Below are 22,734 nucleotides of genomic sequence, written 5' to 3' on the forward strand. Positions count from 1 at the left end.
AGCACGTGATCGGCGACCGCCGCCTCTGCGCGGCCATCACTGACCGCCTGACCTTCCGCGGCACTCTGCTCCAGACCGGCACCGAGTCCTACCGACCCCAGGCCACCTGCGACGAACGCGAAAACCACTGCTGGAGGCCCCCTGTGACTTCGCGCCTGAGGGCGATCCCGACACTGTCACAACGACAGCGCCCGTGGTGAGTCACAGACGCACGAAGCTCACCATGAGCACAGCCAGGGACAGCAGTAGCATGCCCAGGCAGTTGACCCAGAACGCGGAGTTCAAGGCTCGCGCGCGCATGTGGGATGCGGCGGCCGCCAGGAAGTAGACAACGATCGCAGCAGTGGTCGTCATGGCGACGCCGGGCACCCAGAGTCCGACGACGAGCCCCACTACGGAGGCCGCCTTGAGGGTGATCAGCGCCCACCACCAGTCGCGCGGGAACCGTACGCCGTCCAAGCAGTCGACGATGAATCTCGGTGGACGGAGCATCATCGCGGCGTCGCCCGCCTGTATCCCGAGCAGGATCAGGATTGGCCAGACGGGAGACGGGAGTTCAGAGAGGGTCATCGGTCATCCTCTTCGTATGCGGTGACGAATTCGGCGGTGCGCCGGATCCCGGTTGCCGTCTGCTGCCGGTCGGTGGATCCCGCGGCAAGCAGCATCAGCTCCCCCAGGTAGCTGGTGAACATCACCTGCGCACCGTGCCGGGCGCGGGGGCCGGGTATTCCCGCCTTCACCATCGCGGCGGTGAGATTGTCCTCGGTCAGCGTGCGCAGCACGCCGAGGGCCGCCTTCTCGGGTTGACCGCGGGTCAGCGCCCGGAAGTACGAGCGCGCGAGTTCGTCGTTCTCGGCGAACAAATCGAGGAACGGGTCGAAGTAATGGGCCAGGTAGTCGACTGCGGAGGCTGCGGACTCCGCCGCCGGTGGCGCGGGGATGCGGGCGGCGATGGCTTGGTCGTAGACAAGGCTCAACAGAGACTCCTTGTCCCCCACTGCCATGACGGCACCCACGGAAACACCCGCCTCCGTCGCGATCTGCCGCACCGTTGTGCCCTGGAAGCCACGCTCCTGGAAGAGTCTTTCGGCGGCTTCGATGATGCGGGTGGTGGTCCGCCGTTTTCGTTCGGCGCGAGTTGCCTGAACGCGTTCAGTGAACATGTTCAGAAGGTAGTCGGCGCGGCTGCACCGAGGCAATAGTGTCGGTCGGCACGGTTTCAGAACTCGGCACGCCGGGCCGGGGAGGGCGCGTGGGCACGCACGCGGAGTGACACCACAGCGCGATGACGACGTCTTGCATCTGAACAGCGCTCAATGTCTCGCAGGACGAGGAGCGTGGGCAGCGCGCGGCACATGCCAGGCAGGCGTCTCCCCGATCAAGACCACGCTTGATCGTGTGGATACGCGTGGCGCAGGCCCAGTCCTGCCCATCACGGGTGCAGTGGAGGCAGCTTTCGGCGCTTCCGGCCGCCGCGACCGTTTCGGAAGATGTCGCGGTCGCGCACCACCAGAATGAAGCCAGTGATGCTGAATGCCGCAGAACCGGCAGCCAGGATGTGGCCGAGTGGCTGGCGGCTTCCGGCCCAGGAGCCGGCTGCGTGAAACAACTGCCCCAGTCCGATCGCTATGGCGCCCCAGCCCGCCCGGGTGTCCGCGCGCCGGCGGTACTGCCACCCGACGAGCCACGCGCCGAACGCCATGCAGATGGCACTGCCAACGCCGATGATCACCGCATCGAACATCCCCACCTCCGCGGGAAGCGTAGCGATGGCGGGGCGACGACAACCAGAGAAATGACGGCAACTACGGCACGCAGAGACCGGCGATCACGAGCGTCAGCGATCAGTCCGGAAGAAGGCGGAGCCCCCGCTCAACGGGTTGCCCGATCCTACGGATCAGAAGGTCTCTGACTGCCCATCGACTTCTGTTTCCCCCAGGCGTCCCCCGGCGGCGCCAACTGCCAGGGAAACCGCAGGGCGTAGGCGGAGCCCGATGTAAATCTGCTGGGTCGCGCGTCGGGCCGTCTCTGGGCCGTCCGAGGTCGGCCCACAGCAACCAACGACGGCCAACATCGACCGTTCGACTACCGGTCTGCGCTGCGCCGGCCTTGATCGCGTGAGGTCGCTCGCAACCTGCGACGCCGACACCCGGACCACGACGGACCCGGTGGCGCCGGCGTCGGCGGACCCGGCCGCGAGCCCGGCGCCGGACCCGGCCGTACGGTCGGCCGGGGACACAGCCGCGGCGGACCGTACTGTGCGGGCCGCCGACGAGCCGAACCGGCCGCGGGCCGACGGCGGCCCGGTGAACCTGGCCGAGACCGGCGGCGACGGCCGCACCCCGTACCTCGCGGTCGGCGGCGCGGCCGCCCTGGCGCTCGGCTCGGCGGCCCTGTTCGCCGCGGCCCGCCGGCGCGCCGCGGCCGGCGGCGGGCGAGGCCGCACGCGGCCCGTTGAACGCGGGGCCCGCCCGGTGGCTCAGGACGGGCAGGCCCCGCGGCACGTCAGCTGAAGACCGACAGGCAGGTGGTGGCGGTGGCGTGCGCGGGATCGAGCGCGTTGGCCACCTCGTGGAAGGCGACGCGGTCGATCGTGCCGATCGCCACGTGCTCGGACAGGTCGACCGCGCACAGGTCCTGCAACAGGACGTTGCGCACGTCGGGGCCACTCAGGTACTGGCTGCGCCACGGCGTGGCCACCTCGTCGTACTGGGTGGCGATGACCGTGTAGTGCACGCCGGGCACGGTGTCGCCGCCCGCGTTGAGCTTGGTGAGGAAGGCGGACCCGGTTATCTGGTCGGCGAGGCCGGGGGTCGCGGACTTGAGCAGGTCGCTCGCGCCCGGGAAGTAGGGCAGGAGGTGGGTGAGGCCGCTGAGGGTGGTGCCGTGGTTGTCGGGTGCGATGCCGACGAGGGCGTTCACCTTGGCGGCTCCACCGAGGAACCTCAGGTAGTAGCGGGGCATCATCCCGCCCTGTGAGTGGCCGACGAGGTCGGCCTTGGCGGCGCCGGTCGCGGCGAGCACCTGGTCGACGAACGCGGACAGTTGCTCGGCCGACTGGTCGATGGGGCCGAGGCCGTGGAAGAGCGGGACGCCCGGCAACTGGCCGTAGTCGAGGGAGAAGACGCAGTACCCGCGGTCCTTCAGGTACGGCGCGAGGGACAGCCAGTTGTCGACGGAGTTGCCGAAGGTGCCGTGGACGAGGACGACGGGGCGGGGGTGGGCGGCGGAGGGCTTGCAGCCGTAGTCGTTCCAGCCCCTGCTCGGAGCGCCGGCCGCATGGACGGTGGCGGCGGGGGCGACGGCGAGGGCGGCGGCCAGCAGCAGGGCGGCGAGGGGTCTGAGGGCGCGCTTGAAGGGCAGCATCGAGTGATCTCCTTGCGGCTCAAGGGAGGTGCGACGGCACTACGCCCTGTGATCCGGATCACGGGATGCTGTTCACTCGTCAAGTTACGGACGAGTAGTCCAACTGTGAAGTTACGCGTCAGTAAAAACTTCCACGGGTAACCGGGGGCCGTGATAATGCCCCTGATGGGCCGTCACGAATATTTGGCCGAGGGCCTGTTGCCATGGGTTCGGGAGGCACGGCCGTTTCCTATAGGTTCGATCACATCCCGTTGGAGGACGGGACCGGACCTGCGCGTGAGGGAGTTCGCATGGCCTTCATCCACCACACCACCTTGACGCCCACCAAGCTGGAGTTGCTTGCCGACTGGCTGCCGAAGCAGAGCTGGTACGTGGGCGGCGCATCGACGCCGGAACTGGTCAAGGCCGGTGGGTTCCGCCTGGACGATCCGGAGGGAGCGGTCGGGATCGAGTTCATGGTCGTGGTGGACGCGACCCCGCAGGAGCCGGTGGCGTATCTGGTGCCGATGGGCTACCGCGGTGCGGCGCTGGAGGGCGTCCCCGGTGAGGCACTGATCGGCACCTCCGAGCACGGGGTGCTCGGTACTCGGTGGATCTACGACGGCGTCCACGACCCGGTGGTGATGGCGCAGTTGCGCGCGCTCCTGCGCGGCGAGGCGATACCGCAGCACCAGAGCAGGAGTGACACCCCCGACCCGACGGTCACCGTGCACGGCGCCGACCCCGACGGCGGGCTCGACGTTCGCATCAACCGCGTCCTGCGGCCGGCGGAGGCCGCGCGGGGGTCGTCCGGACACCTCGTCGCCGGGTGGACCTGGCCGGACGGCACGACCGCACGGAGCGTACTCGCGACCATGGCGTCACGGTAGGAGATCGCGCGGACGGACGAACGGTCAGTCCGCCAGAGCGGCCGGCCGTACGGCCTCGGGTCCGAAGCGGCGACGGGCCCGGTCCGCGGCCGCTTCGGCGGCGCGGGCCCGGGCGTCACCCGGATCCAGCGAGAGCTGCGCGTAGGCACTGCCGGCCGACAGCAGGTCGTCGGCACGGATCGCGTAGGCGCGCACACGCGCCCGCTGCAACCCGAGCGCGGCCAGCAGCCCCAGGGCGGTCGCGGCAAGGACCGGAGAGTGGTTGGTGGGTTCCGGCAGCGCGCGGGTGCGCGTGGTGGAACTGCGGTCGGCGTACCGCACGGTGAGGGTGAGCCGGCCGGCGACCCGGCTCTCACCGCGCAGGCGTTGGCCGATCCGGTCGGCAAGTCCCAGGACCGCCCGGTGGTGTCGCGCAGGGTCCAGGCAGTCCCGCTCCAGCACGAGATCGGCGACCAGATGCTCCGCCGGTTCCGTGCGGGCGACCGAGCGGGGATCGTGGCCGCGGGCGCGTTCGGTCAGCAGACGGGCGGGACCCGCGCCGAGGAGCCGTTGCAGGGTCACCGGGGGCAGGTCGGCGATCTGGCCGATGGTGTGCAGGCCGTACCTGGCGAGCGTCGAGGCCGTGGCGCGGCCGACCCCGGGCAGCGCGGTGAGCGGGCGCGGATACAGCCATTGGGCGGCCCGGTCCACGGGGACCCAGGTGGTCTCCTCCGGCGCCGAGGCGTCGGCCGCCATGGCCGCGAGCATGCGGTTGCCGGCGAGCCCGGCGCTGCTGTCGATGCCGTAGAGGGCCTTCAGCCTGATCTTCGCCAGCTGGACCACGTCGTAGGGAGACAGGTCGAAGTACCGGAGCGCCGATGTCAGGTCCAACTGCACGGCGTTGGGCGGGACGGCCTGGACGTGGGGCGTGATTCCGGACATCAGTTCGATTACATCGGCGTACTGGTCCTCGGTCAGCGAGGCATGCAGATGGAGGTGGGCGATGTGCCGCTGACGTGGGGTCATCCCGCACTCCCCGGACTGCGGTGGCCGAACTTCTTCAGGTCGGCCGAACGGCTGCCGGCGGGCTGCAGATCGGCGTACGGGTGCAGCCGGGCACCGGTGGTGCCGTTGACCAGGGTGCGCCGCGGCTGCGCGGGGGTCGGGTGCGGACGGCTCTCACCGAGGAGGGCGAGCGCGGCCTCGGGACCGTTGTCGCGACGGGCCGCGGCGATCTCGTCCAGGTCCCAGGCCATCGTGCCGACGACGGTGCGGCGGGTGCCGCGGACCTGGACCGTGCCGCGGACCAGCAGCAGCCCGCTGTGGAAGACGGTGTGCGCGCAGGCCGGGTGGGAGTCCTCGAAGAACGCCAGGTCGACCAGCCCGGAGCCGTCCTCCAGGGTGACGAAGATGATCCGCTTGCCGCTCGCGATCGGCGGGGTCTGGGTCGAGGCCCGCACACCGGCGACGAGCACCTGCTGACCGGCGCGCATCCCGGTCAGGTGCGCCGCGTCGGTGGCGCCGATCTCGCGCAGCAGCCGGTGGTGGTGCTCCATCAGATGCCTGGAGACGTCGACGCCGAGGGTGTTCAGCTCCGCGCTCAGCGCCTCACGACCGGTCATCTCCGGCAGACCGCTCGGCTCCGCGCCGCCGACCGCGCCCGCTTCGATGGGCAGTTGTCCTGATCCCGCGGTCCGGTTGCGGGACTGCCGGTGGAGTTCGGCGATCTGCAGCAGCAGGTCGCGGCGGGTGAGCCGGCCGTCGTGGAGGCAGCTCAAGGCGCCGATCTCCGCGAGGCGTTCGGTGGTGGGCCTGCTGGGGCGGGCCCGCTGCCAGAAGTCGGACAGCGATCCGTACGACTGGCCCTCCTCGATCCGGGCGCACTCCTCCTCGCTGATGCCGTGCACCGCGGACAGCGCGAGCCGCACTCCCCACTGCTCCCCCTCGGCCTTCTCCACGGTGTGCTTCACCTTGGAGCGGTTGACGTCGACGGGCAGGACCTGCACGCCGCGTCGGCGGGCGTCGGAGACGAGAACACGCTTGGGCCACATACCGGGGTCGTGTTCGAGTAGGCCTGCCAGCAGGAACGCCGGGTAGTGCGCTTTGAGCCAGGCGCTCTGCAGGGCCGGTACGGCGAAGGCGACCGCGTGCGCCCGGCAGAAGCCGTACGCTCCGAAGGCCTCGACGGTCTTCCAGACCTCGTCCCGGACGGCCGCGCTGTAGCCGCGCGCGCATGCCAGCCGATCGAACCAGGCCCTGATCCTGGGCAACCGGTCCTTGTCACCGAGCGCCCGCCGGGCGATCTCCGCCAGCGCCCGGTCGCAGCCGGTCATCACGGACAGCGTCTCGATGATCTGCTCGTGCCAGATGGTCACGCCGTAGGTGTCGGCGAGCACCGGCTCCAGATCCGGATGGGCGTACGAGGGTGTGCCGCCGTGCCGGGCGGCGATGTACCGCTCGGGCATGCCACCGGCGACCGGACCGGGCCGGAAGAGACTGATGTCGGCGATGACGTCCTGCGGATCACGCGGCTGCATCCGGGCCAGAAGATCCTGCTGCCCGGGCGACTCGAGCTGGAACAGACCCAGGGTCTGGCTCTCCTGGATGAGCTTGAAGGCGAAGACGTCGTCGAGCGGCACCTGCCGGGGGTCGTCCAGGTCGACGCGGTTGCCGGTGGCCCGTTCGATCTCGGCGACGGCGTGGGCCATGGCGGACTGCATGCGCACACCCAGGACGTCGAGCTTGATGTTGCCCAGCGCCTCGATCTCCTCCTTCGCCGCCATGGCCATGGGGTAGTCGCCCTGCGGGGTGGGCTGCACGGGCAGCCGGTCCAGCAGGGTCGCGTCGCTGACGACCACGCCACAGGGGTGCATGGCCATGCTGTGGACCAGGGAGTCGAGGCCTTCGGCAAGCTCCCACAGGGGCCCGTACCGATGTGCCTCACCGGCCAGTTGCCGCAGCTCGGGCAGCTCGGCGAGCGCGCCGGTGATGTCGCAGGCCCGCAGGTGCGGGAAGCTCTTGGCGATCCGGTCGACGTCGGCCGGGGCGATCCCCAGCGCGAGCCCGGTGTCGCGCAGGGCCCGGCGGGCGCGGTAGGTCTCGGGCATGGCGGTGACCGCCACCCGTTCCTTCCCGAACCGTTCGAAGATCGCGTCGTAGCACTCCAGCCGCCGGGCGGACTCCACGTCGATGTCGATGTCGGGCAGCGAGCCCCGGCGCACGCTCAGGAAGCGTTCGAACAGCAGGCGGTGGTCGAGTGGATTGGCGGTGGCGATGTCCAGCGCGTGGCAGACCATCGACCCGGCACCCGATCCGCGGGCCGCGACCCGGACGCCCTTCGCCCGGATATCGGCGACGACCTGGCCCACCGCGAGGAAATACGAGTCGTAGGACAGCCGGGAGATCACGTCGAGCTCTTCCTCCAGCCGCTCCAGCACGGCTCGGTCGCGGTCCAGGCCACGCCGGAGCAGTCCCTCCTCGCACCGCCGGCGCAGCAGCCGTGCGGCCTCTCCCGCTCCGGGTCCGGCGCCGAAGAGGGCCGGTTCCGGGAAGTGCCGGGCGCCGAGCCCGAGGTCCGCCGCCGGATCGACGACGCACGCGGCCGCCGTGGCGGCGGTGTCCGCCAGCAGACGACGCGCCCGCCGGACATCCGCCCCGGCGCACTCGGCGACCATCCGCGCCACGCCCGCCATCGCCCTCCCGTCCTTGAGCCAGCGCTGTCCGCCGTCCAGGTGGCGCCGGTCGATCGGGCGCAGCAGCCGCGCGGCGTCCAGGACATCGGCGAGCCGATGCTGTTCGGGATCGGCGTAGCGGACGGCGTTGGAGAGCACGGCGGTCGTACCGGTGCGGTCGGCCAGCGCCAGCGTCCGGGCAGCCAGTCGAAGGGATCCCGGACCGATGCCGAAACGTTTCTGCGCAACAGCTTCCAGCCGGACCCCCCTCCCGAAGATCTCCTTCCAGGGCGCCAGCAGCCTCACCGCGACGTCCTCCCGCCCCACCGACAGGGCCCTCACCGGCTCCGAGAGCGGCCCGAGCAGGACCACCAGGCCGGGACCGCCGTGCTCGCGCAGCGCCTCCCACGGCACCACCGGCGCCCTGCCCCCGAGGGCGTCGGCATGGGCGGCCGAGGTGATGCGGCACAGCCGGGCCCAGCCCTCCCGGTTCTGCGCGAGCAGCACGAACCGCAGCGGCGGCTCGATCACGTGCGCACCACCACGCACCGGAGTACGGCGCCGCTGCCCGGGTGGTGGAGGCGCGAGCGCCGCCACGGCCAGGTCGACACCGAAGACCGGCCGGACCCCCTCTTTCGCACACGCCCGGGCGAAGCGAACGGCACCGGTGACCGTGTCCCGGTCGGTCAGCGCGAGCGCCGCCACGCCCCGCTCGGCCGCCCTTCGCACCAGGTGCTCCGGATGGGCGGCGCCATAGCGGGCGGAGTAACCGGAGGCGACATGCAGATGAGCGAAGCCCGCCATGTCACACCTCCTTCACTCCACCCCTTTTCAGCTATATGCCCGATACGTTCATCGTACGCTCGTTCGATTACTCTAACCCCCGTCACCCCTGGTCGGCGACCTCGATTCGAACACATCAGCGATTACCAGGCGAGGTGGGCACTACGGAAACGAGGGGAAACGAGTGCCGGGCAACGACTTGCAGCAAAGACGGCACTTTCCGTGACGGGTCGGGTTCAGGTCACCCGTCGGTGTGCGGGGCCGTCGCGGGCAGTTCCACCGTGACGCGGATCCCGCCGGCAGGGCGCGGGGTGAGGGTGAGTGTCCCGTCGTGTGCGTGGGCGATGGTCTTGACGATGGCCAGGCCGAGACCGACGCCCGCCTGGTCGGCGTGCGTGCGCTCGGTGCCGCGCTGGAACGGTTCGGTGAGCGTCGAGGCCAGCTCGGGGGTGAGCTTCTCGCCGGTGTTCTCGACGGTGAGCAGCACCGTCCCGGGGCGGACGCTGGTATCGACCCACACGGTGCCCTGTTCCGGCAGGTTGTGGACGATCGCGTTGTGCACGAGGTTCGTGGTCAGTTGCAGCAGGAGCGCCTGCGATCCGGTCGTGGGGGTGATGTCGCCGGAGGTTTCGAGGGTGACGCCGTGCCTTTCCGCGAGGGGGAGGAGTGTTTCGGCGGCCTCTTCCACCAGCAGGGACAGGTCGACGGGTTCCCGGGTGAAGGACCTCTGGTTGGCACGGCTGAGCAGGAGCAGTGCCTCGGTGAGGTCGATCGCCCGGGTGTTGACGGCGTGGAGGCGGTCGAAGACTTTGCCGGCGTCGTGGTCCGGATCGGTGCGGGCCACGTCGAGGAGCGCCTTCGAGATCGCCAGCGGGGTGCGCAACTCGTGCGAGGCGTTGGCCGCAAATCTCTGCTGTTCGGCGACGTGTGCTTCGAGCCGTTCGAGCATCGTGTCGAAGGCGTCGGCGAGTTCGCGGAACTCGTCCCTGCGGCCCGGCAGCCGGATCCGGTGGGAGAGCGATCCGTTCGTGGCCATGCGGGTGGCGCCCGTGACGCGGGCCAGCGGGGCGAGCATCCGGCCGGCCAGGATCCACCCTCCCACGAGGCCGAACACCAGCAGGAACGCCAGCACCACGGCCGCCCTCGGGGCAAAAACGCGCAGAAGGTTGAACCGGACGGGGAAAACCTCAGGGGTGAGGGTGCCGGTGGAGCCGGGGACGATGAGCGCGCGGTCGGGGACGTACCGCAGGAGGAACACCCACACCGCCGCGAGCAGCAGGACGCCGGCCAGCATGAGGAATCCGGCGTAGCTGAGGGTGAGCTTGAGGCGCACGCTCAATCCGGGTGCTCTATCCACGCTCGCCTCCCCCGGGTCCGGATCCACGCTCCTCTCCCTCGTGTCCCTCGCGCCCCTCGTGTCCGGCCTCCGGTTGCGTGTCGATGCGGTAGCCGACGCCCGGCACGGTGGCGATGATCCAGGGTTCGCCGAGGCGCCTGCGCAGTGCAGAGACGGTGATGCGTACGGCGTTGGTGAACGGGTCGGCGTTCTCGTCCCACGCGCGTTCCAGGAGTTCTTCGGCACCGACGACACCGCCCTCGGCGCCGACGAGGACCTCGAGCACGGCGAACTGCTTCCGGGTGAGCGCCACGTAGCGGCCGTCCCGGTAGACCTCGCGGCGGAACGGATCCAGCCGCAGGCCCGCGAGCTCCCGCACGGGCGGCCTGCTGTGGGCACGTCTGCGGTCGAGCGCTCTGAGCCTGAGCGCGAGCTCGCGAAGCGCGAAGGGCTTCGTGAGGTAGTCGTCGGCGCCGAGTTCGAACCCGGAGGCCTTGTCGTCGAGACGGTCGGCCGCGGTGAGCATGAGGATCGGCATGCCGCTGCCGGAGGCGACGATACGTTGGGCGATCTCGTCACCGGTCGGTCCGGGAATGTCCCGGTCGAGGACGGCGATGTCGTAGGCGTTGACGCTCAGCAGTTCCAGCGCGGTGTCGCCGTCACCCGCGATGTCGGCCGCGATCGCTTCCAGACGCAGGCCGTCGCGGATGGCTTCCGCCAGAAAGGGCTCGTCCTCGACGATCAGCACGCGCATGCTGTCGATGCTACGAGCCCGCGCATATCGTCGGCGTATCGAAAAACACATACGCGCCGGCAACACCGCGCCGCCTTGACTGGCGGCATGACTCGAACCCCACCCGCAGCACGACCCTGTACCGACCCCGCCCGGGATCCGAGGACGCTGCGGTGACCGGCGGTGAGCGCGGACAGACGATGACGCAGGTGGACACGGCGGAGGCGGAGACCGGGCAGGGCGGTGCCGACCGCCGGGAGACCGGCGCCGGGACCTGGCGCGCGCGCGTCCGCCGGGCGGCACGCGCCGTCTTTCGGCCGGGGCCGTGGAAGCGCGGCCCGCTGCTCGCGGCGCTGACGCTGCTGCTGGGCCTGGTCATGCTGCTGCACGCGAAGATCCCGAACCGGATCGGGAACCTCGGCAGCCTGGCGGAGACCTTCCTGCCATGGTTCGGCCTGTTCGTCCCGGTGCTGCTGGCCGGGGCGCTGTGGCGCCGCTCCGCCTCCGCGGTGGTCGCGCTGCTGCTGCCGGTCCTGGTGTGGCTGCACCTGTTCGGCGGGCTGCTCAGCGACAAGTCCCACCCGGGCAGCGACCTCACCGTGGCCACCCACAACGTCAACGCCGACAACCCCGACCCGGCCCGCACCGCCCGCGACCTGGCCGCCTCCGGCGTGGACGTGCTGGCCCTGGAGGAGATCACCCCGCAGGCGAAGCCGCTGTACGAGAAGGAACTGGCGAAGGCGTACCCGTACCACACGGTGCAGGGCACGGTCGGGCTGTGGAGCAAGCTGCCCCTGTCGGACACCCGGCCGATCGACATCGTGGACTACGGTCCGCTGGCGGACACCAAGCCGCTCGACAAGAAGATGGTCACGAACCGGGCGCTGCGCACCACGGTGGCCACGGACCGGGGTCCGCTGGCGGTGTACGTGGCCCACCTGGGGTCCGCACGGGTGAATCCCCGGGCGGGCTTCTGGACGGCCTCACGGGACAGAGGCGCGCAGGCGCTCGGCGAGGCCGTCGCCGCCGAGCGCAATGAGCGGGTGGTGCTGCTCGGCGACCTGAACGGCACCATGGACGACCGCGCGTTCGCCGGCATCACCGCGCGGTTGCGCTCGGTCCAGGACGTGGCGGGGAAGGGCTTCGGCTTCACCTGGCCGGCGACGTTCCCGATGCTGCGGATCGACCAGATCCTGGTGCGCGGCGTGACACCGGAGAGCTCGTGGACCCTGCCGGACACGGGCAGTGACCACCTGCCGGTGGCGGCCGGGATCAGCTGGTGAACACCGCGACAAGGGCCGGCGCTCCACCTGCCGAGGGGCGTGACGGCCATGCGAAAGCCCCGCCTCCGGACTCGGGGGGCGGGGCCTTCGTCGGCCGTGGGGAGGCCGGGGCCGGGGTCAGCCGATCTGGGCGCCGGTCGCCGAGAGGGCCTCGGTGACCGGCTGGAAGAAGGTCACACCGCCCGAGGTGCAGTCACCGCTGCCACCGGAGGTGAGGCCGATCGCGGTGTCGCCGTCGAACAGGGAGCCGCCGCTGTCACCGGGCTCGGCGCACACGTCGGTCTGGATCAGACCGCTGACCGTGCCCTCGGCGTAGTTCACGGTGGCGTTCAGACCGGTGACCGTGCCGCTGTGCACCTGGGTCGTCGAGCCGCTGCGGGTCACCCTCTCGCCGACGGTCGCCGCGCCCGCCCTGGTGATCGCCTGCGTCGAGCCGTTGTAGAGGTTCACCGCGCTCGGGTGGTCGACGCTCGCGGTGTACCTGACCAGACCGAAGTCGTTGCCCGGGAAGCTGGACCGCTCGTTCTGGCCGATCACCGTGCCGGAGGCGTCCGACCAGGTGGAGATCGCCGCCGTGCAGTGGCCCGCGGTGAGGAAGTACGGCTGGCCGTCCTTGACCACGTTGAAGCCGAGCGAGCAGCGGCCGCCGGATCCGGTGATCGCGTCACCGCCCGCGACGAAGGGCTTGAACTCCCCCTTCGACCGCGTGAGTTCGGCCTTCTCGCCGAGCCCGTCGACGACCTTGCTCAGGGTGGTCCACTCGGCCGCGGAGACCGTGCTGTCGGCGGTGACGACGACCTTGTTGGTCACGGGGTCCGTCGCCCACGAGGTGCCGGGGATGGCCGCGTCCTTCTCCAGCGCGGCGCGGGCGCCGGCCAGTTCGGTGAGGGAGTTGCCCACGACTCTCGCCGTGGCGCCCGCCCGCTCGACGGTCTCGGCGCTGCTCGCGTCGAGCACGTTCACCACGAGGCTCTTCGTCTCGGCGTCGTAGTACGTGCCCGCGGCGTCGGCGCCGAGGTCCCGCACGAGTGTCGAGGCGAGCTTTCCGGCCGCCACAGCCGAAAGGGTCCGGGCCTCGGGGGTCTTCGCGGGTTCACTGGCGTTCGCACTCTGGAAGGTGAATCCCGCGACGAGCAGGGCGGCGACGCCCGCTCCCGCCACGGCCGCACGGCGTCCGGGTATGCGTCGGTGCTTCAACTGTCGTCCTCCTGTGGGGGGATCGGCCCGATGGGTAGTGGGGACCCGACGAGCCGAAAGGCGGTGGAACGGCGCCCACTATTCCGATGCCCCCGGCAGCACACAAGGTCGACTTCTGGACGTGTGTACCTCAACGGACGTACTCCCCCTGCGTATCGGCCCGTCGACCAAGGTCACCGCGGGGCCGTTCACGCAACATTCACAGCGCAAACACCCTGTGCGGATGTCCGGCCCGCGTTCCCCTCTCTAGCCCTGGCTCGAACTCGACCCCTCGGGCTCGGCATCCCCCCGGGGCTCGGACGCCGGGGCCGGCGCGGGCAGTTGCTGCTGCGCCCTCTCCAGGAACCGCAGCAGCTCGACCGGGAAGGGCAGGACCAGGGTGGAGTTCTTCTCGGCGGCGACCGCCGTCACCGTCTGGAGCAGGCGCAGCTGCAGCGCCGCGGGCGTGTCCGCCATCTGCTGGGCCGCCTCGGCCAGCTTCTTGGACGCCTGGAACTCCGCGTCCGCGTTGATGACCCGCGCCCGCCGGTCCCGGTCGGCCTCCGCCTGCCGGGCCATGGACCGCTTCATCGTCTCGGGCAGGGAGACGTCCTTGATCTCCACCCGGTCGATGGTGACGCCCCATTCCACGGCCGGGCTGTCGATCATCAGCTCCAGACCCTCGTTCAGCTTCTCGCGGTCGGACAGCAGATCGTCCAGCTCGCTCTTGCCGATGATGGACCGCAGCGAGGTCTGCGCCATCTGCGAGACCGCGAAGCGGTAGTCCTCCACCTGGACCAGTGCCTCGGCGGGCGAGGTCACCTTGAAGTAGACGACGGCGTCCACACGCACCGTCACATTGTCCCGGGTGATGCCCTCCTGCGCCGGCACGGGCATGGTCACGATCTGCATGTTGACCTTGTGGAGCCGGTCCACGAACGGGACGACCAGCGTGAACCCGGGTCCGCGCACCTGCGGGCGCAGTCTGCCGAGGCGGAACACCACGCCCCGCTCGTACTGCTTGACGACCCGCGCCGCCGCCATCAGGCCCACCGCTCCGACGGACGCGAGCGCCACCCCCGCCGTCACCAGTTCCTCGACCATCACGGCCCCCCAATCCGGCACGGGCGCGCCGGCTCACGGTCCTTCGACCGTAACCCGCGCCGCGCCCAAGGGCGAGCCCCCGCACGCCGGTTGCGTACGGGGGCTTCGCTGTCGAGCGCGGGACGGGCGCCGGGCCGCGCACATCACGGCCCGGCACGGGGGGAGATCAGCCGATGTGGACCCCGTACGCGCTCAGCGCGGCGGTGACCGGCTGGAAGAAGGTCGTGCCGCCGGAGGAGCAGTTGCCGCTGCCACCGGAGGTCAGACCGTAGGCGATGCCGCTGTTGGAGTAGAGCGAGCCGCCGGAGTCACCGGGCTCGGCGCAGACCGTGGTCTGGATGAGGCCGTTGACGATCTCGCCGTTGCCGTAGTTGACCGTCGCGTTGAGCCCCGTGACCTGGCCGCTGTGGATGCCGGTGGTCGAGCCGCGCCGGTAGACGGTGGTGCCGACGGACGGCGTGGCCGCGCTGGTGATGTTCACGCTGCCGACGGCGCTCGGGTGGGCCACCGAGGAGTTGGTGTAGCGCACGATGCCGTAGTCGTGGCCGGGGAAGGAGGAGCCGGCGGTGGTACCGAGCACGGTCGAGCCGGAGGAGTTCGCCCACCAGGTGCCCGCACCGTCGGTGCAGTGACCGGCGGTCAGGAAGTAGGAGTTGCCGCTGTTGTCCTTGACGTTGAAGCCCAGCGAGCAGCGCCAGCTACTCGCATAGATGGCGTCGCCGCCGGAGATCAGCTTGTTGAACTTCCCGGGGGTGTGCTTGATGGTCAGGGCGCCGGAGTTGTTCCCCGCCTGCCGCTGGATCCGGGCGATGTCGGCCTGGGAGACCGTGCTGTCGACGGTGACGACGACCCGGTTGGTCTTGCTGTCGACGGCCCAGGCGGTGCCCGGGATGTCGGCCTTGAGCACGGAGTCGCTCGCGGTGGTGAGCTGCGCCGCGCTGAAGGTGGTGGGGGCGTCGGACGCGTTCGCGCTGGGGACCGCGAACGCGGCTGCGGCCACGAAGCCGGAGGCAATGGCGATCAGCCGAGTCCGTCTCGTCATGCCGCCGCGGGGGGTGGTGCGCTTGATCCTCACTTTACGTTCCTCCACAAAGGAAGTTGGGGGCCCGCGTGGGGTCGGGGCCCGTGAGGCGCAGTCAGAGGACGGCCGTTCGGATTCCGAACATGCCGTGCCCCTGACAAGCGCTGTGGGGGAGTATTCGGCCGAACGACCGGTCGGCGCAAGGGTGCCTTTCGGCCGTGCGACCATGAGCGATTCGAGTGAACTATGCGCGATCAGGTCGAATTGACATGTGGTCAACAGTGGGAGGACGACCCCGGGGCGGGCCGTGCTCTCCGGCCGCCGTCACGACGTCGTGACCCCCGCGCCCCCTATGCCCTCGCGGCGCCGTCCGGCCGGGCACTCTCCCAGGTCGACCCGGGAGGCCCACGCCGCGCCGGATCCGGCGGCGGGTCGCACCCCGCCGCCGAAAGGCCGCCCGCCGACGGTCGGTTCGCCCGCCTCGGCGGTGGCGGTCACGACCGCCCCGCCCGCGATCGTCCAGGCCCGACAGATGTCCGGAACTCGACGCTCCGGATAGTCCACGGGCCCGCACCCGTCGGTCCGGGCGGGCGGGACGGAAACGCGGCCACCGCCACGGTACGGGGCCCACGGCCCTGCTTGCACTGATCGGACAGGTCCCTCATGAGATGAGCCCTTCCATACGCGGCCCGGCGGCCAAACCCCGCCACCCGCACCCCGTCCGGACCCGTGACCCGCGGGCGGCCGGCCGCGGTCAGCAGTCGCAGCACGAGCAGCCGTCACAGCAGTCGCAGCCGTCACAGCAACACTCGCAGCCGTCGCAGCAGTCGCACCCTTCGCAGCACGAGCAGTCGCAGTTGCAGCAGCCCGAGCGCTTCCTGCCCGACCACGGCCCCTCGAACTCGTTGGCACAGCACACCTTGCAGGTGCAGCACAGCCCGACGGCCACCGCGCACCCGGCCCAGAACCCGCGCCCGCGGGGCCGCGGCGGCTCACCGCCCCCGGTGTGGGGGGCGTTCGGGTCGTACGGAGCCTGCGGGGTGTACGGGCTCTGCGGGGCGTACGGCCCCTGCGGCGGTCCGAACGCCCCCTCGGGCGTGTGCCCGCAGGAGTCGGTACCGAAGGCGCGGTCGACGGAGCGCGGCAGTTCGTGCACGAGCAGTCGATGGACGAGCCGCCCGTCGCCGAACTCCGCCTCGCGCAGGGCGAGCCGGATGCCGTGCACCGCGTCGTCGGCGAGCCGGCGCGCCTCGCCGAGCGGCGTCCGGGTGGCGGCGAGCGGGTTCCAGGCGCCGGTGGCGGCGTCGGACGCGCGGTCCTCCACGGCGTCCAGAAGGTGCGCGAGCCGCCCGAACAGGCGCCCGGCCTCGGCGAGCGGGGCGGCGTTGCCCGGCCGTCCGGCGAGGACCGCGGTGTACGCGAAGGCCGCGGCGGTCGCGGTCTCGGTCGGCTCGGTGACGGCCAGGATCGGCGTCCCGGGGCCGGCGATCGCCTCGACGCCGGTCTGCCGGTCCACCGCGTCCAGAAGGACGGCGGTGTCGAATCCGACACCGGCCCCGGTCCTGGCGCCCGCCCGGCTCCAGCGGTCGGCGACCCGGCGCGCAGCGAGAGCCACCGGCCGGCGCGCCAGCAGTCCGTCACCGTCGGCGACATGGTCGCGCACCTTGGCCGAGGCCAGCACCAGGGAGACGGCTGCCGCGAGCCGCGGACCCTCCCCCAGGGCGACGGACGCGGTGCGCATGCCGCGCAGCGGACACGGCCCGGCGGTCCGCCGCAAGCCGTCGGCCCCGCCCGTGCGTTCCGCCTGAGCCTCCGTCAGGACCGAGAGCAGCAGCCCGTCGTAGTTCGTCACGATCCGCGCGAACTGTCCGTGGTCACCGCGCAGAGCCAGGCACAGCCCGCACAAATGGGCCATCCACTGGGCTCCGAGTCCTTCCCCGAGGCGGTGACGGCAGGGCCTGACGATTCCGAACACGACCATCCCCCTTGGTGTGCTGAACGTTGAGTCGCGGCATCGTATCGACCCCTTCGTTCACCCGTACGCACCGTGCATCACCCATGTGCCGAGGACAATCATATTTCACTCTCAGTCAGCAGCCGTGTAGCGCAGAACCCTTGGGGCACACGGGCTCTCGACGTATTCGTCGTGCACCAGTACCGTCACAAACCCCCCGTGCGGCGCCTGTTCGCTTGGCACGTTGTCAGCATCATGGATGACCATAGGGATGCGGAATGCAGAAAAGACCGCTGTGAAAGGAGGCGTCCATGGGATCGGTGCGCAAGGCGAGTGCGTGGCTCGGCCTCGTCGACGACAACGATGACGAGCGCTACTACGACGACGACTACACGGAGGGGACCGAGTCCGGGGACGCCTGGGTCACCGACCCCCGGGTGAAGGTGGCGACGGACACGGCAGAGGACAGGGGCCGCCGGATCGGCACGGTGACACCGGACAGCTTCCGGGACGCCCGCGCCATCGGCGAGCTGTACCGGGAGGGCGTGCCCGTCATCATGAACCTGACGGCCATGGAAGCCTCCGACGCCAAGCGCGTGGTCGACTTCGCGGCCGGGCTCGTCTTCGGTCTGCGCGGTTCCATCGACCGCGTCTCCACCCGGGTGTTCCTGCTGTCCCCGGCCGACACCGAGATCGTCAACGGGGACCCGGCGGTGCATCGCTCGGACGGGTTCTTCAACCAGAGCTGAGGCAGGGCCGTACACCGGCCCTGCCCCGTCCGGGGCTCACCGGAAGGCGTCGAGCCCGGTGAGCGCCTTGCCCAGCACGAGCTGGTGCATCTCGACGGTGCCCTCGTAGGTGAGCACCGACTCGAGGTTGGTCGCGTGCCGCATCACGGGGTACTCCAGGGAGATCCCGTTCGCCCCGAGGATCGTTCGCGCCGTGCGGCAGATGTCCATTGCCTCGCGCACGTTGTTGAGCTTGCCGAAGCTGACCTGCTCGGGACGCAGGCGGCCGGCGTCCATGCGCCGCCCCAGGTGGTGGGCGAGCAGAATCCCCTTGTGCAGTTCGACCGCCATGTCGGCGAGCTTGGCCTGGGTCAGCTGGAAGCCGCCGATGGGCTTGCCGAACTGTTCGCGCGTCGTCGCGTAGTCGAGGGCGGCCTGGAAGCTGGAGCGGGCAGCTCCCATGGCACCCCAGACGATGCCGTAGCGGGCGTGGGACAGGCAGCCGAGCGGTCCGCGCAGACCGGTGGCCGTTGGTAGTACGGCGTCGGCGGGCAGCCGTACGTCGTCCAGGACCAGCTCGCTGGTGACGCTTGCCCGCAGGGACCACTTGTGCTTGATCTCCGGGGCGGAGAACCCGGGGGTGCCGGACGGCACGAGGAAACCGCGGATGCCGTCCTCGGTCTGCGCCCAGACGACGGCGACGCCGGCCACGGAGCCGTTGGTGATCCACATCTTGCGGCCGTTGAGGACCCAGTCGGTGCCGTCGCGCTTGGCGTGGGTGCGCATGGAGGCGGGGTCGGAGCCGTGGTCGGGCTCGGTGAGCCCGAAGCAGCCGATCACCTCGCCGGCGGCCATGGGCGGCAGCCACCTCTGCTTCTGCTCCTCGCTTCCGAACCGGTGGATGGCGTACATGGCGAGCGAGCCCTGCACCGAGACCAGGGACCTGATGCCGGAGTCGGCGGCCTCCAGCTCCAGACAGGCGAGCCCGTACTGGACGGCGGTGGCGCCCGCGCAGCCGTATCCGGTCAGGGACATGCCGAGAGCGCCGATGCCGCCCAGTTCGCGGGCCAGTTCCCGGATGACGGGCAGCTCGCCCTTCTCGTACCACTCGGCGACATGCGGCAGGACGCGGTCGGCGGCCCACTGCCGCATGGTGTCGCGGACGGCCAGGTCCTCCGCGTCCAGCAGGTCGTCGATCCCGAGCGGGTCGGCGGGATCGAAGGGGGGCAACGGGGACGACTGCGAGGACATGAGGACACCCTCCGGCGACGGCAACTGAAACCTAGCACCGCTAGTTACACGACTCCGGCCAGACGTTACGACGTGGAGCCGCCCACGTCCAGCGTGCTCCTCTGCCGCGGCACCGCTACGGGACCGGAGCGGAGGGGCACTCAGGCCGAGACGCGGGGCCGCTCGGCCTCCCGCTGCGCGGGCAGTTCGACCGCCGGCTCCTCGCAGTGCATCACCCGCGGCAGCCGCAGCGCCATCACCGCCCCCAGCAGCAACAGCCCCGCGCTCACCAGCAGCGTGACGTGCAGTCCGTGCACGAAGGCGTCCCGGGCCGCCCGCCGCAGCGCGGCCCCGACCGGCCCGCCGAGCTGTTCGGCGACCCCGTACGCCTCCCCCAGCGAGTTCGCCGCCGCTCCGGACGCCTTCGCCGGCACCCCCGGCACATCGGCGAGCCCGGGCGCGTAGGCCGCGTTCATCACCGTGCCCAGCAGGGCGATGCCCATCCCCGCGCCCAGCTGGTACGACGTCTCGCCGATCGCCGCCGCTCCGCCCGCCTGCGCCGCCGGTGCCTCGCTCAGCATCGACTCGTACGCCCCGAACAGCGTCGTCTCCAGGCCGAAGCCGAGCAGCGCGAAGCCGGTGAGGAGCAGTCCCGGGTTGTCGCGCCCGCCCATCGCCGTGAGCACCACCACCGCGGCGGCGGTCAGGCAGAACCCGAAGCACACCATCCGCCGCGGCCCGAACCGGCGCAGCATCCGCGCCCCGGCCAGCCCGGCCGCCATCGCGGCGAACGTCAGCGGCAGCAGCCGCAGCCCCGTGGCGAGCGGCGACAGACCGAGCACCAGTTGCAGGTACTGCGCCGCGATCAGTTCCAGCCCGACCAGCGCCAGCATGGCCAGCACGATGCAGCCCACCGACGTGCTGAACGCCGGACGCGCGAACATCCTGAGGTCCACGAGGGGATGCGTCCGCCACCGCTGCCGCCGTACGAACATCACCAGCAGCACCGCGCCGACCACCAGCGGCCCCACGGTGAGCACGCTCAGCACCGGCTCCCCGCCGCCGAGCCGCTTCACGCCCAGCACCACACCGAACAGTCCGGCCGCCGCCAGCAACGCCCCGACCACGTCCCAGGGCCCGTCCCGGTCGCCGGTCGACTCGGGCAGCAGCAGCCGGCCCACCGGCAGACTGACCAGCATCAGCGGGATGTTGACGAGGAAGACCGACCCCCACCAGAAGTGCTCGAGCAGGAAGCCGCCGAGCAGCGGCCCGACCGCCGCGCCCACCGCGGCGACCGCGCTCCAGACCCCGATCGCCAGCGCCCGCTCGCGCCGGTCCGGGAACACCTGCCGCAGGAGCGACAGCGTGGCGGGCATGATCATGGCGCCGCCGACGCCGAGCAGCCCCCGCGCGAAGATCAGCATCTGGGGGGTCGGGGCGAAGGCCGCCACGGCGGAGGCGATGCCGAAGAGGGCGTAACCCAGCAGCAGGATCCGTCTGCGCCCCACCCGGTCGCCGAGCGTGCCGAACAGGATCAGCAGCGAGGCACAGACGAGGGGATAGGTGTCGACGATCCAGAGCAGTTCGATGGCGCCGGGCCTGAGATCCTCGGTGACCGCGGGCACCGCCACGTGCAGCACGGTCGCGTCCACCGCCACCAGCAGCAGGCTCGTGCAGAGGACGATCAGGACGACCCAGCGGTTGGCCCCGGCCGCCCGACGGCGCAGCCGGTCGGTGGCCGCGGTCGTCCCGGACATGTACGTACCTCCCAGATGAGCCCTCGCGTGCGGCGACCCGCGGGGTGGGGACTCCCCGCGACCCGGCCGGGGCGGAGCGGTGGCCCCCGACCTGCGCGACGGCATGCGAGTGACACGTCAGGGTACGCTCATTCGCCCGAATGCCGCGTGGCCCACCTCTCAGTGCACGCGATCAACCGGTGTGGCGTACGCCACTCCCCCGCCCCCCGAGTTTCCCCGGAATCCCCCGGGCGTCCCCCTGGCGTCCCCCCGGACACCCCCTCGGCGCGCGCCCCGGTGGCCGGTCCGGTTCCCGGCAGCGCCGATAATCGAGTCCGTGAGCGATCTTGCGACGCGCGTGACGGTGGCACGTGCCGGGGCCCTGCGCCGGGCCGCCCCGGCACTTCTCGGGTACGCCTCCGTGCGCGCCACGGGCCTGATCGTCCTGGCGCTGTGGAGCGCCGGACACGGCAAGCACTGGTACACCCTGCTGACCGCCCGCTGGGACGCGCTCTGGTACACCGGCGTGGCCGGGCTCGGCTACGGATACGAGGTACGCCTGCCGAACGGGGACGTGCACTCGAACCTGGCCTTCTTCCCGCTGCTGCCCTGGCTGGAGCGGCTACTGGCCGCGATCGGCCCGCTGTCGTACGCCGACGCGGGCTTCGCCGTCAGCCTGGTGGCCTCGCTCGCCGCGGCCTGGGGAATCTTCGCGGTGGCCGATCACGTGTACGGCCGCGAGGTCGGCATCGGGGCCGCGCTGCTGTGGGCGGTGCTGCCGGTCGGGATCGTGCAGTCGATGGCCTACAGCGAGTCGCTGTTCACGGCGCTCGCCGCCTGGGCGCTGTACGCCGTGCTCACCGGCCGCTGGGTGACGGCGGGCATCCTGGCCCTGCTGGCGGGACTGACCCGGCCGGTGGGTCTCGCGGTGGTCGCGGCGGTGTGGGCGGCGGCCCTTGCCTCGTTCGTGGGAGAGCGGAGCGCGACGGCGGCGGACGGCGCACGGGACGCCCTTCGCGCCCCGGCCGTCACCGGGCAGGCCACCGCCCGCCGTCTGCTCGGCATGGCGCTCGCCCCGCTCGGCGCCGCCGGTTACGTCCTGTGGGTCGGACACCGCACCGGCAAGGGCCCTTTCGGCTATCTCGACGTCCAGGCCGGCTGGCGCAACGGCTTCGACGGCGGATACGCCTTCGCCCGCTTCGTCGCCGACAAGTTCACCTCCTTCCCCTCGGCCCTCGCCGGGGCAGGGCTGATCGCCGGGACCGCCGGGGTGATCTGGCTGTACGTCATCGGCGTACGGCAGCGGCAGCCGCTCGCACTGCTGGTGTACTCGGGGGTCGTGACCGCGCTCGCCCTGTGCGCGTCGAGCTACTTCGGCTCCAAGCCGCGTCTGCTGCTGCCCGCCTTCCCGCTGCTGCTGCCGCTCGCGTCGGCCCTCGCCCGCCGGCACGTGGCCCGGTCGGCGCTGGTGGTGGGCGGCGTCGCGGTGGCCTCGGCGCTCTACGGGGCGTTCTGGCTGAACGGCTCAGGCCCCCCGTGACCGGCCCCGACCGGCCGAGGGGGCACGGAATTCCATCCGGGTGTGCGGCTAACACATTCATAAGAACCGCATAAGCGTCCACCGGAATGATCAAAGGAAATGCGGGACGGGGTTCGACCGTGATTGCGGATTCCGCGGATATAAAGCCCCGTTGAGAGCAATCCCACATCACGTCGTCATCACAAATCACGTGCTTCGTCAGGGAACACACCTCACTCGCTGTAA

The 22,734-nt window shown here is 71.1% G+C and carries 20 protein-coding genes and 1 pseudogene; 6 read left to right on the forward strand and 15 right to left on the reverse strand.

The genetic code is table 11. The features are described 5' to 3' along the window. Window positions 1–14 precede the first annotated feature (14 nt). A pseudogene (locus tag ACIHCX_RS22110) lies at window positions 15–200 on the forward strand (hypothetical protein); the annotation flags it as partial. A gap of 1 nt (window position 201) precedes the next feature. On the opposite strand, the gene ACIHCX_RS22115 reads toward ACIHCX_RS22110, so the two are convergent. The 3 genes from ACIHCX_RS22115 to ACIHCX_RS22125 form a co-directional block, all read right to left on the reverse strand. Beyond that, window positions 202–570 (reverse strand): DoxX family protein, encoded by a 369-nt coding sequence (locus ACIHCX_RS22115; protein WP_400031940.1) that lies wholly within the window; start codon window positions 568–570, stop codon window positions 202–204. After that, window positions 567–1,163, reverse strand: coding sequence for a TetR/AcrR family transcriptional regulator (locus tag ACIHCX_RS22120; protein ID WP_400031942.1), 597 nt, complete (start codon window positions 1,161–1,163; stop codon window positions 567–569). Before ACIHCX_RS22120 ends, ACIHCX_RS22115 begins: the two co-directional genes overlap by 4 nt. A 269-nt stretch (window positions 1,164–1,432) precedes the next feature. Beyond that, window positions 1,433–1,744 (reverse strand): hypothetical protein, encoded by a 312-nt coding sequence (locus ACIHCX_RS22125; protein ID WP_400031944.1) that lies wholly within the window; start codon window positions 1,742–1,744, stop codon window positions 1,433–1,435. 373 nt (window positions 1,745–2,117) lie between these two features. On the opposite strand from ACIHCX_RS22125, the gene ACIHCX_RS22130 reads away from it, so the two are divergent. Then, window positions 2,118–2,513 carry an LAETG motif-containing sortase-dependent surface protein gene (locus ACIHCX_RS22130; RefSeq protein ID WP_400031946.1) on the forward strand — a complete coding sequence of 132 codons (396 nt, stop codon included), beginning with the start codon at window positions 2,118–2,120 and terminating at the stop codon, window positions 2,511–2,513. Here ACIHCX_RS22130 and ACIHCX_RS22135 read toward each other — a convergent pair. Further along, the gene (locus ACIHCX_RS22135) at window positions 2,506–3,366 is read right to left on the reverse strand and encodes an esterase/lipase family protein (RefSeq protein WP_400031948.1); all 861 of its coding nucleotides are present in this window, start codon (window positions 3,364–3,366) and stop codon (window positions 2,506–2,508) included. The genes ACIHCX_RS22130 and ACIHCX_RS22135 overlap by 8 nt on opposite strands. A 290-nt stretch (window positions 3,367–3,656) precedes the next feature. Between ACIHCX_RS22135 and ACIHCX_RS22140 the strand changes: the two genes are divergently transcribed. Next, window positions 3,657–4,235, forward strand: coding sequence for a 1,4-alpha-glucan branching protein (locus ACIHCX_RS22140; RefSeq protein WP_400031950.1), 579 nt, complete (start codon window positions 3,657–3,659; stop codon window positions 4,233–4,235). A 24-nt stretch (window positions 4,236–4,259) separates the two neighbouring features. Here the strand turns inward: ACIHCX_RS22140 and ACIHCX_RS22145 are convergent, their stop codons facing one another. From ACIHCX_RS22145 to ACIHCX_RS22160, 4 genes are all read right to left on the reverse strand, one after another. Then, on the reverse strand, window positions 4,260–5,240 hold the full coding sequence (locus ACIHCX_RS22145; RefSeq protein ID WP_400031952.1) for a DNA polymerase thumb domain-containing protein: 981 nt from the start codon (window positions 5,238–5,240) through the stop codon (window positions 4,260–4,262). Next, window positions 5,237–8,689 carry a DNA polymerase III subunit alpha gene (locus ACIHCX_RS22150; RefSeq protein WP_400031954.1) on the reverse strand — a complete coding sequence of 1,151 codons (3,453 nt, stop codon included), beginning with the start codon at window positions 8,687–8,689 and terminating at the stop codon, window positions 5,237–5,239. The genes ACIHCX_RS22145 and ACIHCX_RS22150 overlap by 4 nt, the downstream gene beginning before the upstream one ends. Before the next feature lie 220 nt (window positions 8,690–8,909). Then, the gene (locus ACIHCX_RS22155) at window positions 8,910–10,025 is read right to left on the reverse strand and encodes a sensor histidine kinase (RefSeq protein WP_400031956.1); all 1,116 of its coding nucleotides are present in this window, start codon (window positions 10,023–10,025) and stop codon (window positions 8,910–8,912) included. After that, window positions 10,018–10,758 carry a response regulator transcription factor gene (locus ACIHCX_RS22160; protein ID WP_400031958.1) on the reverse strand — a complete coding sequence of 247 codons (741 nt, stop codon included), beginning with the start codon at window positions 10,756–10,758 and terminating at the stop codon, window positions 10,018–10,020. Before ACIHCX_RS22160 ends, ACIHCX_RS22155 begins: the two co-directional genes overlap by 8 nt. A 179-nt stretch (window positions 10,759–10,937) precedes the next feature. Between ACIHCX_RS22160 and ACIHCX_RS22165 the strand changes: the two genes are divergently transcribed. Further along, window positions 10,938–12,020: an endonuclease/exonuclease/phosphatase family protein gene (locus ACIHCX_RS22165; protein ID WP_400032069.1), complete on the forward strand. Its 1,083-nt coding sequence runs from the start codon at window positions 10,938–10,940 to the stop codon at window positions 12,018–12,020. Window positions 12,021–12,137: 117 nt separating this feature from the next. Here ACIHCX_RS22165 and ACIHCX_RS22170 read toward each other — a convergent pair whose 3' ends face one another. The 5 genes from ACIHCX_RS22170 to ACIHCX_RS22190 form a co-directional block, all read right to left on the reverse strand. After that, window positions 12,138–13,217, reverse strand: coding sequence for a S1 family peptidase (locus tag ACIHCX_RS22170; RefSeq protein ID WP_400031960.1), 1,080 nt, complete (start codon window positions 13,215–13,217; stop codon window positions 12,138–12,140). A 246-nt stretch (window positions 13,218–13,463) separates the two neighbouring features. Continuing rightward, window positions 13,464–14,300: a slipin family protein gene (locus tag ACIHCX_RS22175; protein WP_400031962.1), complete on the reverse strand. Its 837-nt coding sequence runs from the start codon at window positions 14,298–14,300 to the stop codon at window positions 13,464–13,466. A 166-nt stretch (window positions 14,301–14,466) separates the two neighbouring features. Then, a complete protein-coding gene (locus ACIHCX_RS22180; RefSeq protein ID WP_400031964.1) occupies window positions 14,467–15,375 on the reverse strand; it encodes a S1 family peptidase in 909 nt (302 codons plus the stop codon). 270 nt (window positions 15,376–15,645) lie between these two features. Next, window positions 15,646–15,885, reverse strand: coding sequence for a hypothetical protein (locus tag ACIHCX_RS22185; RefSeq protein ID WP_400031966.1), 240 nt, complete (start codon window positions 15,883–15,885; stop codon window positions 15,646–15,648). Between the two features lie 190 nt (window positions 15,886–16,075). After that, window positions 16,076–17,296 (reverse strand): DUF5685 family protein, encoded by a 1,221-nt coding sequence (locus tag ACIHCX_RS22190; RefSeq protein ID WP_400032071.1) that lies wholly within the window; start codon window positions 17,294–17,296, stop codon window positions 16,076–16,078. A 290-nt stretch (window positions 17,297–17,586) separates the two neighbouring features. On the opposite strand from ACIHCX_RS22190, the gene ACIHCX_RS22195 reads away from it, so the two are divergent. Next, on the forward strand, window positions 17,587–18,024 hold the full coding sequence (locus tag ACIHCX_RS22195; RefSeq protein WP_400031968.1) for a cell division protein SepF: 438 nt from the start codon (window positions 17,587–17,589) through the stop codon (window positions 18,022–18,024). Window positions 18,025–18,060: 36 nt separating this feature from the next. On the opposite strand, the gene ACIHCX_RS22200 is transcribed toward ACIHCX_RS22195, so the two are convergent. Both ACIHCX_RS22200 and ACIHCX_RS22205 read right to left on the reverse strand, forming a co-directional pair. Then, window positions 18,061–19,254 carry an acyl-CoA dehydrogenase family protein gene (locus ACIHCX_RS22200; RefSeq protein ID WP_400031970.1) on the reverse strand — a complete coding sequence of 398 codons (1,194 nt, stop codon included), beginning with the start codon at window positions 19,252–19,254 and terminating at the stop codon, window positions 18,061–18,063. A 140-nt stretch (window positions 19,255–19,394) separates the two neighbouring features. Next, a complete protein-coding gene (locus ACIHCX_RS22205) occupies window positions 19,395–20,990 on the reverse strand; it encodes an MFS transporter (protein ID WP_400031972.1) in 1,596 nt (531 codons plus the stop codon). A 316-nt stretch (window positions 20,991–21,306) separates the two neighbouring features. On the opposite strand from ACIHCX_RS22205, the gene ACIHCX_RS22210 reads away from it, so the two are divergent. Continuing rightward, entirely contained in the window at window positions 21,307–22,509 is a 1,203-nt protein-coding gene (locus ACIHCX_RS22210; RefSeq protein ID WP_400031974.1) for a mannosyltransferase family protein, read from the forward strand. Window positions 22,510–22,734 lie beyond the last annotated feature (225 nt).

It is taken from the genome of Streptomyces sp. NPDC052043 (assembly GCF_044548235.1).
GTDB lineage: Bacteria > Actinomycetota > Actinomycetes > Streptomycetales > Streptomycetaceae > Streptomyces.